Raw genomic sequence first — 17,282 nt, forward strand, 5'->3', positions numbered from 1 at the left:
GACGTGAATGAAAAATGCTTGATGCAAAATATTTAAGAACAGACATAGAAGCAACGGCTGCTTTATTAGCAAAACGTGGCTTTACTTTAGATACCGCTTTACTAACCGAATTAGAAGAACAACGTAAAGCAATACAAGTAAAAACCCAAGAATTACAAAGTCAACGCAACTCCCGTTCAAAGTCAATAGGCCAAGCTAAGGCTCGTGGTGAAGACATTCAGCCATTATTAGCTGAAGTTGGTAAACTTGGTGATGAGTTGGAAGCAGCGAAACAAGAGCAAGACCAAGTGCTTGCAAAACTAAATGATATTGCTTCTGCGATACCAAATTTAACCGACGAATCTGTGCCATCAGGTAGCAGTGAAGACGACAATGTAGAAGTTAGAAAGTGGGGAACACCGAAATCTTTTGATTTTGACGTTAAAGATCACGTAGATCTTGCAACAGCGCTTGATAAAGGTCTAGATTTTGAGAGTGGAGCAAAGCTTGCAGGCACTCGTTTTGCTGTTATGCGCGGTAATATCGCTAAGTTACATCGTGCACTTGCACAATTTATGATCGACGTACATACCGAAGAGCACGGTTATGAAGAAATGTATGTACCTTATTTAGTGAATCACGATTCGCTTTATGGCACAGGGCAACTACCTAAATTTGGCGCGGATTTATTTCATACAGACTTGGCGTCAAGACAGTTTTCGTTAATCCCAACGGCAGAAGTGCCATTAACGAATTTAGTACGTGACGAAATTGTCGATGAAGATGTATTACCGATAAAAATGTGTGCGCATACGCCATGTTTTCGTAGCGAAGCGGGCTCTTCAGGTCGTGATATTCGAGGTTTAATTCGTCAACATCAATTTGACAAGGTTGAGATGGTTCAACTGGTTAAGCCTGCCGAATCAATGGAAGCATTAAATCAGTTAACACGTCACGCTGAACTAATCCTTGAGAAACTTGAATTGCCATATCGCACAGTCGTATTGTGCACTGGTGATATAGGCTTTAGCGCAACTAAAACCTTTGATATTGAAGTATGGTTACCAGCACAGAATACTTACCGTGAAATTTCATCATGTTCAAATATGGGTGATTTCCAAGCACGAAGAATGCAGGCACGTTTTCGTAATGCCGAAACGAATAAACCAGAACTATTACACTCACTAAATGGTTCAGGACTGGCCGTTGGTCGTACCTTGGTTGCGGTATTAGAAAATTACCAACAAGAAGATGGTAGCATTGAAATACCAGAAGTATTGCGCCCTTATATGAAAGGTGCAACGAAAATCGGCTAAGTGTTCGTTACCAATTTAGTTTCTATAAAAGGGGTTAGGTACAGTTTATTTAATGTACCTGACCCCTTTTTGATTGTAATAGCTGTCATTTAAAGGAAATTATCTTATTGCATACAAGGTCTACTCAAGCGTAAAACTGATTTAATTGGAGTAATTTTTGAAAAGCATTGCTATACAAATAATTGTATTTTTTCTTATTTTTCAGTTGTTATCTTATTTTAAACAAATTGATATGCTTTCAACTGACACTTCTATGGCGGCAAAAGAATTTACCTTGCCGACAACCATGGGGAGTGACATTTCACTTACGCCGACGAAGAAAACAATTATCTATTTTTTCGCACCTTGGTGCAGTATTTGTCATGCAAGTATTGGTAACTTACAAGCCATATACGAGAAAAATCAAAATATAGATGTTATCGCTGTAGCACTAGACTATATGGAAACAAACGAAGTTGATGACTTTATGAGTCGTCATCAACTCACTTTTCCTGTTGCCTACGGAAATGAGGCGGTAAAGAAAGCTTATCAAGTACTCGGATATCCGAGTTATTACATTGTAAATGAACAAAATACAGTCATTGCTAAATCAATGGGATATTCAACAGAAATCGGACTTTATTTTAGATCACTTTAATTCTTCTGATCTTACGCTTGATTGTGTACACTTATAGTTTCATAAAATCAAAAATAGCTAATTCGAACAATGCATATATCCTCACAATTCGATAGCGGTAACATTGACGTTATTGACGCCTCAAATACTCAAGATATTAAATTGGCGATAAAAAAAGATAATAATTCAGACTTTTACCAATGGTTTCACTTTAATGTTCATAATAACGAACATACTGAGCATGTTTTTCATATAACAAATGCCGGTCAAGCGGCTTATGTTGAAGGTTGGCAAAATTACCAAGCGGTTGCCTCTTATGATCGTGAGCATTGGTTTCGAGTACCTACGTCTTTTGATGGTCAGAACCTTACCATAACGTTTACGCCAGAGTGTGATAGCACTTATTTTGCCTATTTTGCACCATACAGTTATGAGAGACACCTGTCTTTACTGCATAACGCGCAACTTAGTGAATCTTGCCAACTACAAGTACTTGGCCAGACTTTAGATGGTCGAGACATTAGCGTTCTGAAAGTAGGGGAAGAGGTCGAAGGTAAACCTGTTATTTGGTTAACCGCCCGTCAACACCCTGGCGAAACCATGGCAGAGTGGTTTATGGAAGGTTTCATCGATAGATTATTAGATGTAGACGATGGTACGGCAGTAAGCTTATTAAACAGTGCGGTGTTTTATTTGGTGCCTAACATGAACCCTGATGGTTCTGTAAGAGGCCACTTAAGAACTAATGCTGCGGGTGTAAATTTAAATCGTGAGTGGGAAAACCCAACGATGGAGCAAAGCCCAGAAGTTTATTTAGTGAGAGAGAAAATGCTTTCAACCGGTGTTGATATGCATCTCGACATCCACGGCGATGAAGCGCTACCTTTTAACTTTGTTGCTGGTTGTGAAGGGATCCCTTCTTATGATAAGCGTTTAGAAGCACTAGAAAACGCATTCAAAAACATTTTATTAGCCATTACTCCAGAGTTTCAAGATGATAAAGGATACGATAAAGATGCGCCTGGCCAAGCGAACTTAACTGTTGGTTCAAATTGGGTCGGTGAACAATTTAACTGTCTAGCTTATACCTTGGAAATGCCTTTTAAAGATAATTTACTACTACCTGATGTTGATGTTGGTTGGTCAGACAACCGTAGTCGTAATTTAGGTCGCGATGTATTAACCGCTATCTATCATCTTGTAGATGATTTAAGATAAATATAATAAAAAATAATTATAATAATTTCAGGAGTTTGTAGTGGAACAGTTTGTAAACACGCTCAATAGTTATATTTGGAGCCCATATCTCATCTATTTGTGTTTAGGTGCAGGTATTTTCTTTTCATTGTTAACACGTTTTGCCCAAGTACGTCATTTTAGAGAAATGTGGCGCTTGTTAATGTCAGGAAAAAGTTCGGAAAAAGGTATTTCATCATTTCAAGCATTAGCTGTATCTCTGTCAGGAAGAGTTGGAACGGGTAATATTGCAGGGGTTGCTGCGGCTATTGGCTTTGGTGGACCTGGTGCTGTGTTTTGGATGTGGGTTGTGGCATTTTTAGGTGCTGCAACTGCCTACATTGAGTCAACCAGTGCTCAAATTTACAAAGAAGAAGAGAACGGCGTATACCGTGGTGGTCCTGCGTACTATTTTGAAAAAGCAATGGGTCAAAAATGGTATGCCTGGATCTTTGCTATTGCAACAATAGTAGCCTGTGGTTTATTACTCCCTGTTGTTCAATCAAATGGCATTGGTGATGCACTCGTCAATGTGTTTGGGCAAGGAGGTACGGTAAATTCATTTATGGGAGAACTACCGTTAACTAAAGTATATGCGGCAGTATTTATTGTACTTATGCTTGGTTTTATTATCTTCGGTGGTGTAAAACGTATTGCGAGTTTTACACAAATTGTTGTGCCATTTATGGCGTTAGCATACATCTTAATTGCTTGTTCAATTATCGCGTTAAACATTGACATGCTACCGTCTATATTTATGAGCATTATTTCAGATGCGTTTACGCCAATGGCCGGCTTTGGTGCGGCGATAGGTTGGGGCGTTAAACGTGGCGTTTATTCAAATGAAGCTGGACAAGGTACAGGCCCTCATGCTGCTGCAGCGGCCGAAGTGGATCATCCGGCACAACAAGGCTTAGTACAGGCATTTTCGGTTTATATAGATACATTATTTGTATGTTCAGCAACAGCCTTCATGATTTTGATCACGCAGCAGTACAATGTAATGCCAGAGGGAAGTTCAACCTTTATCGTGCAAAACGTTGCAGCCGATGTTGTTATTAATGGTCCAGGTTTTACTCAACTGGCTGTAGATAGTGTACTTCAAGGTGTTGGTAAACCATTTATTGCTTTAGCCTTGTTCTTCTTCGCCTTTACAACAGTATTAGCGTATTACTTTATCGCTGAAAATAACGTGTCCTACATCAACCGAACAATAAAAATGCCTGCAATGCGTTTTCTATTAAAAGTTGTGATCATGGGCGCAGTATTTTATGGTACGGTTGCAGAGCCAAGCGCTGCTTGGGGAATGGGTGATATTGGTGTTGGCCTGATGGCGTGGTTAAACATTTTAGGTATTATTATTATCTTCTTTATGTCTAAGCCAGCAATAAAGGCACTGAGAGATTACGAAAGACAGCAAAAGCAAGGTGTTGAGAAGTTTACCTTTGATCCTAAAGCACTCGACATTAAAAATGCTGATTTTTGGGAAAAAAGAAATAAGTAAACTATTGACGAAAAATTCAGTAATATTTGTAAAATAAAAAACGCCTTTCGAGGCGTTTTTTTGTAGAATACCAACGACGATAATTAGGGAGTAGAAAATGGCTGTAATCAACTGCCCACAGTGCAATAAAAAAATTTCTGATAAAGCGAAAAGCTGTCAATATTGTGAGCTTGATCTTGTTAACGTAGATGAAGATAAACTGGCAAGTATTAAAAAGGTAAATATTATTAATAAATCGCAAAGAATAATGACATTTTCATTTATTGCTATGTTAATTTTTTGTGGCGGATTTTTATACTTTTACTGGCAAAATGTTCAACCAGGTACCGTAGAATATTATGCATCAGTCAGCGCTATTATCGTAGGCTTCTTTATGTACATAACAACACGCATTCAGTTAATTTTGTTAAAAAGAAGAAATAAATAGCCATGGATATATTACAACTTGTTGAAAACATGTCTTTTGAAATGTACGAGAGACTTCAATATGCTGCTGAAACAGGTAAATGGCCTGAGGGTACGCCAGTAGATAGCGCACAGAGAGAGTCTGCTCTGCAACTATCAATGGCATACCAAGCAAAACATCTAAACTCACAAGAGATGCTATCTGTTGGTGCAGATGGTGAAATAGTGAGTAAAACTAAACGTCAATTAAAAGAAGAATTTACTGGCAGTTCACCCGAAAATATAGCGGCATGCGATAAGAATGAGTTAGAAATAGCTAGGTTTAAAACACAATGATATTTGACCGATTTTTTAAAGAAAACTGGCAACACAAAGATGCAAATATACGTATCAAAGCGATAGCAAATGACTTATCCGTAGAAGATCAAAAACAACGAAGTATTCTACAATCTCTCGTTACACAAGATGCGAGTGAACTAGTGCGGCGAGCCGCTTTATTGAAATTAAATGATCTTGAAATATATATCGCAGCGGCACACAGTAACGATCAAAATAAAATACGTAAATTTGCATCGGAGCAACTTGAGCAACAGTTAATAAATAACAGCTCGTTTTCTTTAACAACGGCTGAAAAACAGAACCTTATAAATGATGAACGTTTAACAAAAGGGTTATTAGAGCAATGGTTAAAACATGAAGTAGAACCAGCGTTGGTATTATCCCTATTCAATCGTATAGATAAACCGCAATTACTGTTAAACACTTTTAAAAAACATCCTCATCGAGATGTACAACGTGGTTTGTTAACTGATTCACTTTCAAAAGAACAGTTAGAAAAGTTAAGCAAATTCGCGTGTAATGATGAAATTGAACAACACATTCAGACTCTAATTAATACCATTAACGAACAATTAGAGAAGCCGATTAAAGTTGAAAAGGCAGCACAATTACTCCTTGCAAAATATCTAGCACTAAAAGAAGAAAAAAGTTACCAAGGTTATTTAGATAAACAACAACAGTATGTTGAACAATGGCGCAAACAATTGGAAAGTTTTTCATGTTTATCAAGCCAACAGAAAGATACTTTGCTTGCAAAATATCAAGACATTACTGAACAAGTTGAACGGGCCCAAGCAGCAAATGCGGAAGCATATCAACAACAAAAAATACAAGCACAATTAGCAGAAGAACGTAAAGCTCAGCAGAGAAACATTGAAGAGCAGATCAGCAAACTCGAACAGCAATTACATCACTTGATCCTTAACGAATCAACGGAACACACTGAAGCGTTAACAACAGAAATTAAAAACATAGAAGCACTATTGCTTCAGACAAACTTAAAAAAGAACGTACAGGATACGTTGCTAAAAAGTGTAAGCCGAATCAAAAGTACCTTACCACTCATTCCAGAAATTATTGACGCCAATGCGCAAGCCACCCAAATAGTTACGTCTTTTGCGCAAAAAAGTTTACCTGAAACACTCGCGCAACATGATGATTTGGCACCACAATTTAAGGTTTGGCAAGAAAAATGGCAGCAATGTGAAAAAATAGCCAATCACTATATTCCAGCGTCAATAAAAGAAGCGTATGTTGAAATTAATAATCGCTGGCAACAATCAATGGCGCCGTTTAAAAAACAACGAGCTAACGACTTTAAAGATACTCAGCGTAAATTAAATGACACTAAAAGATTAATTACTGACGGCAAGTACAATACCGCCTTTGGTGTATTTAAAGGCGCGAAACAAACATTTGAACAGCTTTTACCTGAACAACAAGCACGTTTAGTTAAGTTATATGACAGCATAGAACAACAACTTGATGAATTAAATGATTGGGAACATTATGTTTCCACGCCTAAAAAACAAGCGTTGTTATGTAAAATGGAACAACTTGCTGAAAAACCACTAGACAACCCAAAAAGCCAAGCAGACAAAGTTAAAGAGTATCGGCAACAATGGAATCGTTTAGGCCATGCCGAAGATGAACTAGAGTCAGATTTAAATAATCAGTTCAATATCTTTTGTGAAAAAGCATTTGCGCCATGTAGACAGTACTTTGCTGAGCAAGAGGCTCTGAGAGCTGAAAACTATAACCTTCGCATTGAACTAGTCGAGCAAGCAAAGCGTTTAGTGGAAGAAAGTGATGATAACCAGCCAATAGAAAGCCATATTGCCTCTTCATTACGTAAACTTGAACAAAAATGGCGTCAAGCGTGTGAAGTAGAACGCGACAAATATCGTCCTCTTGCACAAACGTTTAAAAATACATTGGCTCCGTTAAAGAAGCAACTCGGTGTGCAGTATGAAGAAAATGGTGCAGCAAAACGCAGCATTATTGAAAAAGCGAATTTATTGTTGGCGAGCGAAGATAGCGTTCATGCTGCAAAAGAAGCGATAGCATTACAAGAAGCGTGGAAAAAAATCGGTTTTTGCGGTAATGCAATGGAAAATAAATTATGGCAGCGCTTTAGAACGATAAACGATGAAATCTTTGCAAATAGAGCGGAAGTAACGGCAAAGAAAGAGCAACAACTCCAAGAGCAAAGTGCTCAATTTGAACAACAGATTAATACCATATTAAATGAATTAAACACTGATGATTTAGTCGCGGTAAAACAAAGTATTAATCAATTAAATGCACTGCGTCAACAAATTGAAGTTCAAAAAGATTTGCCAAAAACCATCGTTGCTAAGATTGATAAACAGCTGTCATCATTACAAGCGAACATTATTAAAATTAACAATGTACAACGACAACAGCAATGGGAAAACTTGTTTGAGCTTTTAACCGAATTAGCCAAAGGCGCTGAGTTCAGTGAAGATAAAATGTTCGCATTGCCAAAACGTTGGCAAAAGCAGGTTGCGGCATGCGTATCTTCAAAGACACGCAATGCACTTGCCCGTGTTGAAAAGACTATCGCTATTGAAATTTTGGCTGAGTTACCATCGCCAGATACAGATGCTGAGCAGCGACTCGCCATTCAAGTGGCATTAATGCAAACACAGATGACGACTAAAGCATCGTTAAATATTGAACAAGTATTCAATGAATGGTTAGAACAAGGAAATCTAGCGATAGAAGATTGCGCGCTGCTTGCTCGTATCAAATCGGCTTTTGTCGCTTAATGTTAAATCGTGCTAATTCTTCTATTCTGTAAAATTTAGCTGCTATAGTTAAATTGCAGAGGGGGGAGAATTAGCATGAAATTATTTTTAGCTATTAGTTTATCGATTGTCCATTTAAGCAGTTATGCTTTAGATGTTGTTTTTGTAAACCCCTCAATACCCGGCACACCTTTTTGGGATCGTGTAACAGCAGTTGCTAAAGCAGCTGCTGAAGACTTATCTATTAATCTCAATATTGTTTATGGAAAAGATAATAGAGTTTATCATTTAGAGGCCATGCAAAAAGTAATTGCTGCGCAGAAAAAACCAGACTTTGTTATTTTTATGCCATATGATGGCAATGCCGTTGCAACCTTCGAGCTATTAGAGTCAGCAAATATTCCCTTCATCACTATTGAACGAACATTACAAAAAAACGAGCAAGCGCTTATCGGTTTTCCTCAACAAAGGTTTAAATATTGGCTAGGAGAAGTCTTTCATGACAATATTTATGCTGGCAGGCTACTCGCTAACGAACTGATTAAAGCTGCTAAGAAAAAGCAACCGGAAAATAAACATTTAGTGGCGGTAGGTATAGCAGGTAGTTTTAGTGGAGAGTCTTCAGAAAGAAACACTGGCTTAAAACAGGCGATAGCAGCAGATAAAGAAGTTTCTTTAGAGCAAATTGTCCCTGCAATTTGGAGTAGAGAGCGCAGTCGTAATATTATCTTTAGTTTGAATGCGAGGTTTGGTCAAATTGACGTTGCTTGGGCCGCTTCAGATGGCATGGCATTAGGTGTACTAGATTCCGTTAAAAGTGAATATAGAGACTTGAATCAAAGCATGCAAATTGGCGGGATAGATTGGACAGTAGAAGGCATAAAGGAAGTTGAAAAAGGTGGTTTAGCGGTAAGTGTAGGAGGACATTTTATGCAAACAGCTTGGGCTTTAGTTAAGCTTTATGATCATACCCAAGGCATTAAAATTTTTAATGGTGGTGATATGGGGAAAACATATGATTTAGAAGCGATAACTCATGAAAACATTCACAAATATAAACGTTTAGCCTCCAAAGTTGATTGGCAAAAAATTGATTTTAAAAGGTTTTCTAGAACATACACTAAACAAGCACAATACGACTTTTCTTTTGGGCAAATGTTAACTGCACTAGAGTAATAAGCTTCACCTCAGCACGCGCATTTAATAGTACTGAGGTGTTACAAAAGCTAGTCGGTCAATTCCCCTCGCAGGTTTTGCACGAATAATCGTTTTACCTCCGTGATACTCAATGATTGGCTTAATAAATAGTGCAATTTGGTGAGTGTTGCTTCTAATGTCATATCTTGCCCACTGATCACACCACATCTGCTTAAAGCAGTACCCGTCGCATAACCTTCCATGTTTACCTTACCTTTAATACATTGGCTACAGTTCACAATAATAATGCCTTGATCATTTGCGTCAGAAAGTAGGGCAAGTAACTTTTCATCTTGTGGTGCATTACCTACACCATAACTTCGAACAATGAGTGCTTTAACCGGTTGTTTGATTACATTAGCAATCAACTCATGACTGATCCCAGGGTATAAATGAACGACACCAACTGGTTGCGGCGTTATACGTGACATTGTGAGTTTATCATCAAAAGTATTCGCAATCTTACCTGATAGTACTTTGATATTTATACCTGCTTCGAGAAGAGGTTCCATATTAGGTGAATCAAACGCGTTAAAGCCATCTGCATAGGCTTTAATGGCTCTATTTCCACGATAAAGTCGATTATTAAAAAATAAACCTACTTCATTAATTGGATAGTTTGCAGCAATATAGAGTGAGTTTAATAAATTTACCTGACCATCTGAACGCAACTGACTAAATGGAATTTGCGATCCTGTTACAATGACAGGTTTAGATAAGTCTTCAAACATAAATGACAATGCAGAGCTAGTATACGCCATTGTATCCGTGCCATGCAGTACAACAAAACCGTCATAAGTGTGATAATTATCTGCTATATCATCAGCGATACGTTGCCAATCGCTAGGCGTCATATTTGATGAATCTATTAAAGGTGCATATTCCTTTAATGTAAATTCAGGCATCTCATCACGATAAAACTCTGGCATATTCTGGATTGAGTCAATGAGATGACCTTTGGCAGGAATGTAGCCATGTTCACTTGTTTTCATACCTATGGTACCGCCAGTGTAGGCTATATAAATTTTTTTCTTCATGTTAATAAGAGGCACGCTAAAAATAAAAGCCCCTTAAATATGGTATTCATGGGGCTTTATGAGAATTATGGTTTAATTATATAAGCTAATTCAGTTCACAGGCTAGGCATTTAGCATAAATACCTTGCGGATCATTCAATTGATAAACGGTGTTTAATTCAGCTTTTAAATTATGTAAAAGTTGATCTACAACATCCGGCTTGTAGGTCGTCTGTGTTGGCATAAATGCAGTCGCTTGACCAAATACATTTTGCCAGAAAAGATCCTCTGGCGATTTAACCTTTTCAATCAATATTGTGTCAAAGTGGCTTAAGTTAGCATGCTCCGCAGCAATAGCGATAGCGTCATCTAAATCACCTAGCTCATCAACTAAACCAAGTTGTTGTGCTTGAATGCCTGACCATACTCGGCCTTGTGCTATTTTATCAACCTCTTGTGGTGTCATATTTCTATGTTTTGCTACCAATTCTATGAAGTCTTGATAACCTCGCTCTATACCTAGTTGGAAAATTTTTGCTAATTTATCACTGATAGGGCGAGTAACACTCAATCCTGCTAGGTCAGTTGTACCAATTCCATCAGTATATACACCTAATTTTTCAAGTGATTTTTCAAAGGTCATAAATAAACCAAAGATACCAATAGACCCTGTTATTGTTGTTGGCGAAGCAACAATGATATCTGCTGGTGCTGAAATCCAATAACCACCAGAAGCAGCATAAGTGCCCATTGAGGCAACAACTGTTTTACCAGCCTTTTTAAGTAAATCAATTTCATGTCGAATAATATCTGATGCGTAAGCACTGCCACCGGGGCTATCAACACGTAGGACGACCGCTTTAACCTGATGATTATTTCTTGCCTGCTGTAAATATTTTACCAGCGTATCACCACCAATATTCCCTGGCGCTTGTTGACCATCTAGTATCGTGCCTTTAGCAACGATAATCGCGACTTTATCAGCATCACTTTCAAAAGGGACGATGGGTGAGGTGGCACGTAAATATTGTTTAAATCCTATTTGGCTATAGCTCTGTCGAGATTTTTTGCCAACTATTTTTATAAGCGCTTGTCGCATCTCATTGCGCGTTTTTAACTGATCTACCCAATGATTATTAAGTGCATAGTGCGCTACCTTGCCATCAGCTTTTTCTAGTTTATCTAATAAAACGTCAATTGATTCATCAAAGTTATCAATACTAAATTCGCGCTGTCTCGCAACATCGGTTTTGTATTGCATCCAAAGTTCATTAAGCCATAAACGATTTGCTTCTTTAGCTTCTTCAGACATATCGTCACGTAGAAAAGGTTCTACCGCTGATTTATAGGTTCCTACGCGAAAAATATGTTGCGAAATCGCGAGCTTTTCAAACGCCGATTTAAAATACATTTGATAACGGCCATAACCGTCTAGGAGCATCCAACCATTTGGATTCATCCAAATTTCATCCGCATAACTCGCTAGATAATATTGGTCTTGTGTGAATTGATCACCGATTGCAATGACCTGTTTACCAGTACTTTTAAAGTCTTGAAGGTACTTAGCAATAATTTTTGCCTTAGTGATGCTAGCACGAGTCATATTCTCTAACTTTAAAACAATGACCTGAATACGATCATCTGTTTTGGCGGTTGAGATGACATCTAAAATATCTTGTAATAAAACTTCTGGCCTTTCATCTGGCTGATCCATCGCTTCATTTAAAAAAGCATCAAATGGGTTGATGTCGTGTTTTTGTTCGACAACTTCACCCTCAATATTCAACACTAACGCGGCTTTATTGGGGACGATAATTTCGGTTTCATCATTTGATAGCGCAATAATAATTGCAAACAATACAATGAAAAAAACAATATTTACGATAATTTTTCTAGAAACGTTAAGCAATTGAAATAAACTTTTGCTTATACGGACAATAGCACTTGGGTGATGGTCGCTCATAAATCCTTCAATCTTTTTTAAATGCAATAGCTATATATATGCTATAAGAATATGTACTGATTAAGTAGGGGAAATTGTAAATAATTTTTATAATAGTGCCACTTACGGCGATAATTTCGGCTTATCCGTGCGTAATTGTCATGTAAATGAAAGCTTTTTACTGATATGACGTTCTTTATTTCATATCAACTTTATAAATGAGCGTTATGAATTTAATCAAATGTTACCATCAATTAGTGAGTAAACTACCTTGGTTTAGTGGGTTTCCTGCGTTGCTGCTGCGGTTATTTTTGGCCCCAATTATGATTATTGCTGGGTACAGTAAACTAAATTTATCTGATCCAGATATAGTAGGTTTAAACGCTTTATTCGCGAGTGAAAACGTCGTTAGCTGGTTTGGCAATACCGAATGGGGTCTGGGTTTACCTTTTCCAGAAATACTCGCTAACGTAGCGGCATGGACAGAATTTATTGGTGGTTGGATGTTACTGATTGGTTTAATGACGCGACTCATTAGCATTCCATTAATGTTTACCATGATTGTTGCTGCAACGACAGTACATTTAGAGCATGGCTGGTATGCTGTAGCGCCGAGTAATTCAAATGTGAGTACAGCAAATGTGGCAGACTGGCTTGGATTTGATCACGCAAAAGAGAGCTTAGAAAATAGCGATCAAGTGTACGTAAGGCTTAATAAGATGCGAGAACTGTTAGAAGAAAATGGTAATACTGACTGGCTATTTGAAAAAGGTAATATAGGCGTTATGAATAACGGTATCGAAATAGCAGCAACGTACTTTATTATGCTATTAGCATTGCTATTTATTGGTGGCGGAAGATTTACTAGTGTCGACCATTACCTTTATACTTACTGGCTAAAACCAAAGCTAGAAATGAAATAAAAATTTATGAATGCAGTAGAGTTGCTATTAACAAGACAATCAGATCCTTTATTAATCGAGCCATTACCTTCAGAACCTGACTTGAAAGCTATATTAACTGCGGGTATGAGAGTACCAGATCATGCTGCATTAAAACCATACCATATTGCTGTATATAAAGAAGAAGGGTTAAAAAAGCTGAGTACTGCATATGTAAGCGCAGTATCTAAACAAAACGCCGATCAGAGTAAAATCGACAAAGCAGCAAAAATGCCGTTTAGAGCACCTATGGTAATTGTCGTAAGTACCGACTATAAGTCCCATGATAAAGTCCCTGAAAAAGAACAATTAATTACCGCTGGGTGTGTGGTACACGCAATGCAAATGGCTGCATTCTCATTGGGTTACGGTGCCATGTGGCGCACAGGAGATTTAGCATTTAATGATGATGTAAAAACATTACTCAATATAGCACCACATAATGATATTGCAGGCTTTCTTTACATTGGAACAAAAGCAAAAGCAATGCCGTTGAAGCCTGAGCGTTATTTCGATGATCGGGTCTCTATTATCGCAAGTTAAGTTGTTTATAATGGCGTTTAGCTAAACATGAAGAATTCGAAAATGGCATGAACTTTTAATAATCGTAATTATCTGGTGGTTGGTATTTTTCACTATCAGAAGTATTTGAATTAATGGCTATTACCGATAGCTGCGTTAATACTCAACAATCAAGTAAACACAAAAAAGCCAGTTTAAAAACTGGCTTTAAAAACATCAACCTATTTTAGGGCGATATAAATTGCTAGTACGCAGCGTTTTTTGGCGTACGTGGAAATGGTATTACATCTCTAACATTTTGCATACCGGTTGCGTAAGCAACTAAGCGTTCAAAACCAAGACCAAAACCTGAATGAGGCACGGTACCGTATCTACGTAAATCTCTGTACCAACTGTAATCAGCAGGATCTAAGTCCATTTCGGCCATACGTTTATCTAAAATATCTAAACGTTCTTCACGCTGGCTTCCGCCAATTATTTCACCAATACCAGGTGCTAATACATCCATCGCAGCAACTGTTTTACCGTCATCATTTAAACGCATGTAAAATGATTTAATATCTTTCGGGTAATTCTGTAGTACAACAGGGCCACCAACGTGTTCTTCAGCTAAGTAGCGCTCGTGTTCCGAGTTTAAATCAACGCCCCAAGAAACAGGGTTTTCGAACTTCTTACCACAGTTTTGCAATATTTCAATGGCATCAGTGTAATCCATTCGAACAAAATCTTTGTTAATCACTGAGTTCAATCGATCGATAACCGTTTTGTCGACACGTTGTTGGAAGAACGCCATATCATCAGCGCGTTCTTCTAATAGTGCTTTAAACACATATTTTAACATTTCTTCTGCAAGCGTGGCTGCATCTGCCAAATTTGCGAAAGCAATTTCTGGTTCAACCATCCAAAACTCTGCTAAATGGCGACTCGTATTTGAATTTTCTGCACGAAAAGTAGGACCAAATGTATATACTTTAGATAGGGCACAACAGTATGTTTCTACATTTAACTGACCAGAAACTGTTAAAAATGTCTCTTTGCCAAAAAAATCTTCAGTGTAATCGATATCGCCTTTATCCGTTCTTGGTAAGTTTTCCATATCAAGTGTACTAACACGAAACATTTCACCAGCACCTTCACAGTCACTTCCTGTGATTAAAGGCGTGCTGATCCACATGTAGCCTTTTTCATGGAGAAAACGATGAATAGCTTGAGCTAATGAGTTACGTACACGGGTAACTGCGCCACCGATATTTGTGCGAGGGCGCAAATGTGCATGCTCGCGTAAAAACTCTATGGAATGACGTTTAGCCGCCATTGGATAAGTATCAGGATCGTCTACAAGACCTAAAACGTCGACCTGCGTCGCCTGAATTTCAAAAGACTGACCTTGTCCAGGAGATTCTACTAAAATACCTGTTACTTTAACCGCTGCACCCGCCGTTAACTTTAGTATTTCATCTTGATAATTATCTAGATTATTTGGCGCTATTGCCTGAATAGTGTCGAAACATGAACCATCGTGGATGGCTAAAAATGAAATTCCTGCTTTCGAATCGCGTCTAGTGCGTATCCAACCATGCACAGAAATTTCTTTATCAACAGGGTACTTACCTGCTAATACATCAGAAATAGCGATAACTGACATTTATCAAACCTCTTGTATGCGTAAAAACTTGTTCTTAAATTAAGGGCTGATATGTTACCGTGATCAATAGGTTTCACAAGTAAAACTTACATCAGAGCACGATTTTATCGCAATAATAATGAGATATTAGGAAATAATTCGCAGATGAGTGGATTTTCAGGTCAAGAACGCCGAGCCCACACCGATATTTGGCTAAAAATCGTTCGGCTACTAACAATTGTCGCATGGGCTATTTTTATTATAGCGCTTGTTGTTTCATATTACGCTGCGCCTGATAGTGAATTTGGTGTGTTACGTTATCATGGTATTGCGGTACGAAAATTCTGGCTAACGCCACTGACGGGTTACCTATATTTGCTGTTATGGGTAAGTGCGTTACTCAGCTACATCACACTTATTATTCATAAATTTCGAAGTCGACGTAAATCCGATAATACACGTTTCAATATATTGTTATTATTTATCGTTTCAATTGCGTGGACGTTATATATCGTTTTTCAGCTTACTCAATAAAATAATCATCATGCGGTAAAGCGGTTGCTATAGCCTTTATTAGTGCTGTTATTTGTGCTTCTGAGATCACAAGTGGTGGCATCATGTATATCAATTTACCAAATGGTCTGATCCATACCCCTTGCTCAACAAAGTGTTTCTGAATAGTAGCTACATTGACTGCTTGATGTGTTTCTACAACTGCAATTGACCCCAAAACACGTATATTATTAACTCTATCATGCTCAGCTAATTGAATTAAATGTTGTTTAAACCAGGTTTCTATCTGCTTAACCTGTGATTGCCAATCGTTTTGTAGTAGTAAATCAATACTTGCGTTAGCGACACTACAAGCGAGTGGATTACCCATAAAAGTTGGGCCATGCATGAAGCAACTTGCTTCACCATTACTAATTGTTTCTGCAATTTCTGTGGAACATAACGTAGCAGCTAAAGATAAATATCCCCCCGTAAGAGTTTTACCTAAGCACATAATATCAGGTGATATCTCCGCCCATTCACAAGCGAAAAGCTTTCCTGTACGACCTAAGCCGGTCGCAATTTCATCAGCAATAAATAACACATTATATTGGTCACATAACGCTCTTACTGACTTAATATAATTTGGGTGATAGAAACGCATGCCACCAGTTCCTTGCACGATGGGCTCGATAATAAAGGCTGCTAGTTCCTGATGATGTTCAGCAAAAAGTGCGGTTAACGGCTCCATTTCACGTTCGTGCCAAAGTTCATCAAACATAATTGATGGGGCTGGCGCAAAAATATTTTTCATTAATACATTGTCAAATATTTGGTGCATGCCGGTGACGGGATCACAAACTGACATCGCAGCAAAAGTATCGCCATGATAGCCATTTCTTACCGTCATCATCTTATGCTTATTTGCTTGGCCCTTACTTTGCCAATATTGAATAGCCATTTTCATCGCAACTTCAACAGAAACAGAGCCGCTGTCAGAGATAAATACTTTATCTAACCCTTCAGGTGAAAGTGATACTAATTTACGCACAAGCTCTACAGCAGGTTCATGAGTAAAGCCACCAAACATAACGTGTGCTACTTTAGATAATTGCGACGTTATTGCATTGTTTAATTCCGGTCGATTGTAACCATGAAGTACCGACCACCATGATGACATGCCATCAATCAGTTTTTCGCCTGACTTTAAATTAATATGCACACCTTCCGCCGTATCAACTACATAAGAAGGTAAAGGATTACTCATTGAAGTGTAGGGGTGCCAAACGTGATTTTTATCAAAATTGATTATATCTGTATACTTATTGGTCATTTGTAAACTTTGTTTGCGAGAAGTTGTTGACAAGTCGTCGATGGTGCAT

15 protein-coding genes are annotated in these 17,282 nt (G+C 38.0%); 11 read left to right on the forward strand and 4 right to left on the reverse strand.

Annotated elements, in window-relative coordinates:
- Window positions 1–14 precede the first annotated feature (14 nt).
- The 8 genes from serS to QUE09_RS08955 all read left to right on the forward strand — a co-directional run bounded on the left by serS (window position 15) and on the right by QUE09_RS08955 (window position 9,342).
- Window positions 15–1,295, forward strand: coding sequence for a serine--tRNA ligase (serS, locus tag QUE09_RS08920; protein ID WP_286235848.1), 1,281 nt, complete (start codon window positions 15–17; stop codon window positions 1,293–1,295).
- Between the two features lie 157 nt (window positions 1,296–1,452).
- Window positions 1,453–1,932 (forward strand): peroxiredoxin family protein, encoded by a 480-nt coding sequence (locus tag QUE09_RS08925; protein ID WP_286235849.1) that lies wholly within the window; start codon window positions 1,453–1,455, stop codon window positions 1,930–1,932.
- Window positions 1,933–2,001: 69 nt separating this feature from the next.
- Entirely contained in the window at window positions 2,002–3,129 is a 1,128-nt protein-coding gene (locus QUE09_RS08930; RefSeq protein ID WP_286232409.1) for a M14 family metallopeptidase, read from the forward strand.
- A 40-nt stretch (window positions 3,130–3,169) separates the two neighbouring features.
- Window positions 3,170–4,651 carry an alanine/glycine:cation symporter family protein gene (locus QUE09_RS08935; RefSeq protein WP_286232412.1) on the forward strand — a complete coding sequence of 494 codons (1,482 nt, stop codon included), beginning with the start codon at window positions 3,170–3,172 and terminating at the stop codon, window positions 4,649–4,651.
- Window positions 4,652–4,748: 97 nt separating this feature from the next.
- Window positions 4,749–5,078, forward strand: coding sequence for a hypothetical protein (locus QUE09_RS08940; protein WP_286232414.1), 330 nt, complete (start codon window positions 4,749–4,751; stop codon window positions 5,076–5,078).
- 2 nt (window positions 5,079–5,080) lie between these two features.
- Window positions 5,081–5,392 carry a YeaC family protein gene (locus tag QUE09_RS08945; RefSeq protein WP_286232416.1) on the forward strand — a complete coding sequence of 104 codons (312 nt, stop codon included), beginning with the start codon at window positions 5,081–5,083 and terminating at the stop codon, window positions 5,390–5,392.
- The gene (locus tag QUE09_RS08950; RefSeq protein ID WP_286232417.1) at window positions 5,389–8,187 is read left to right on the forward strand and encodes a DUF349 domain-containing protein; all 2,799 of its coding nucleotides are present in this window, start codon (window positions 5,389–5,391) and stop codon (window positions 8,185–8,187) included. Before QUE09_RS08945 ends, QUE09_RS08950 begins: the two co-directional genes overlap by 4 nt.
- Window positions 8,188–8,262: 75 nt before the next feature.
- A complete protein-coding gene (locus tag QUE09_RS08955; RefSeq protein WP_286232419.1) occupies window positions 8,263–9,342 on the forward strand; it encodes an ABC transporter substrate-binding protein in 1,080 nt (359 codons plus the stop codon).
- Between the two features lie 50 nt (window positions 9,343–9,392).
- Here the strand turns inward: QUE09_RS08955 and ansA are convergent, their stop codons facing one another.
- Together ansA and sppA are read right to left on the reverse strand one after the other, a co-directional pair.
- Window positions 9,393–10,400 carry an asparaginase gene (gene ansA, locus QUE09_RS08960; RefSeq protein WP_286232420.1) on the reverse strand — a complete coding sequence of 336 codons (1,008 nt, stop codon included), beginning with the start codon at window positions 10,398–10,400 and terminating at the stop codon, window positions 9,393–9,395.
- An 85-nt stretch (window positions 10,401–10,485) separates the two neighbouring features.
- A complete protein-coding gene (gene sppA, locus QUE09_RS08965; protein ID WP_286232422.1) occupies window positions 10,486–12,342 on the reverse strand; it encodes a signal peptide peptidase SppA in 1,857 nt (618 codons plus the stop codon).
- A 206-nt stretch (window positions 12,343–12,548) separates the two neighbouring features.
- Here sppA and QUE09_RS08970 point away from each other — a divergent pair, with 206 nt between their 5' ends.
- Both QUE09_RS08970 and QUE09_RS08975 read left to right on the forward strand, forming a co-directional pair.
- On the forward strand, window positions 12,549–13,244 hold the full coding sequence (locus QUE09_RS08970) for an HvfX family Cu-binding RiPP maturation protein (RefSeq protein WP_286232423.1): 696 nt from the start codon (window positions 12,549–12,551) through the stop codon (window positions 13,242–13,244).
- Between the two features lie 6 nt (window positions 13,245–13,250).
- On the forward strand, window positions 13,251–13,805 hold the full coding sequence (locus QUE09_RS08975) for a nitroreductase family protein (protein WP_286232425.1): 555 nt from the start codon (window positions 13,251–13,253) through the stop codon (window positions 13,803–13,805).
- Between the two features lie 223 nt (window positions 13,806–14,028).
- Here QUE09_RS08975 and asnS read toward each other — a convergent pair whose 3' ends face one another.
- Window positions 14,029–15,429, reverse strand: coding sequence for an asparagine--tRNA ligase (asnS, locus tag QUE09_RS08980; protein WP_286232427.1), 1,401 nt, complete (start codon window positions 15,427–15,429; stop codon window positions 14,029–14,031).
- Between the two features lie 144 nt (window positions 15,430–15,573).
- On the opposite strand from asnS, the gene QUE09_RS08985 reads away from it, so the two are divergent.
- Window positions 15,574–15,942 (forward strand): hypothetical protein, encoded by a 369-nt coding sequence (locus QUE09_RS08985; protein WP_286232429.1) that lies wholly within the window; start codon window positions 15,574–15,576, stop codon window positions 15,940–15,942.
- On the opposite strand, the gene bioA is transcribed toward QUE09_RS08985, so the two are convergent.
- The gene (gene bioA / locus QUE09_RS08990) at window positions 15,932–17,233 is read right to left on the reverse strand and encodes an adenosylmethionine--8-amino-7-oxononanoate transaminase (protein WP_286232430.1); all 1,302 of its coding nucleotides are present in this window, start codon (window positions 17,231–17,233) and stop codon (window positions 15,932–15,934) included. The two genes, QUE09_RS08985 and bioA, sit on opposite strands and share 11 nt — an antisense overlap.
- Window positions 17,234–17,282 lie beyond the last annotated feature (49 nt).

It is taken from the genome of Thalassotalea sediminis (assembly GCF_030295915.1).
Taxonomy (GTDB): Bacteria; Pseudomonadota; Gammaproteobacteria; order Enterobacterales; family Alteromonadaceae; genus Thalassotalea_C; species Thalassotalea_C sediminis.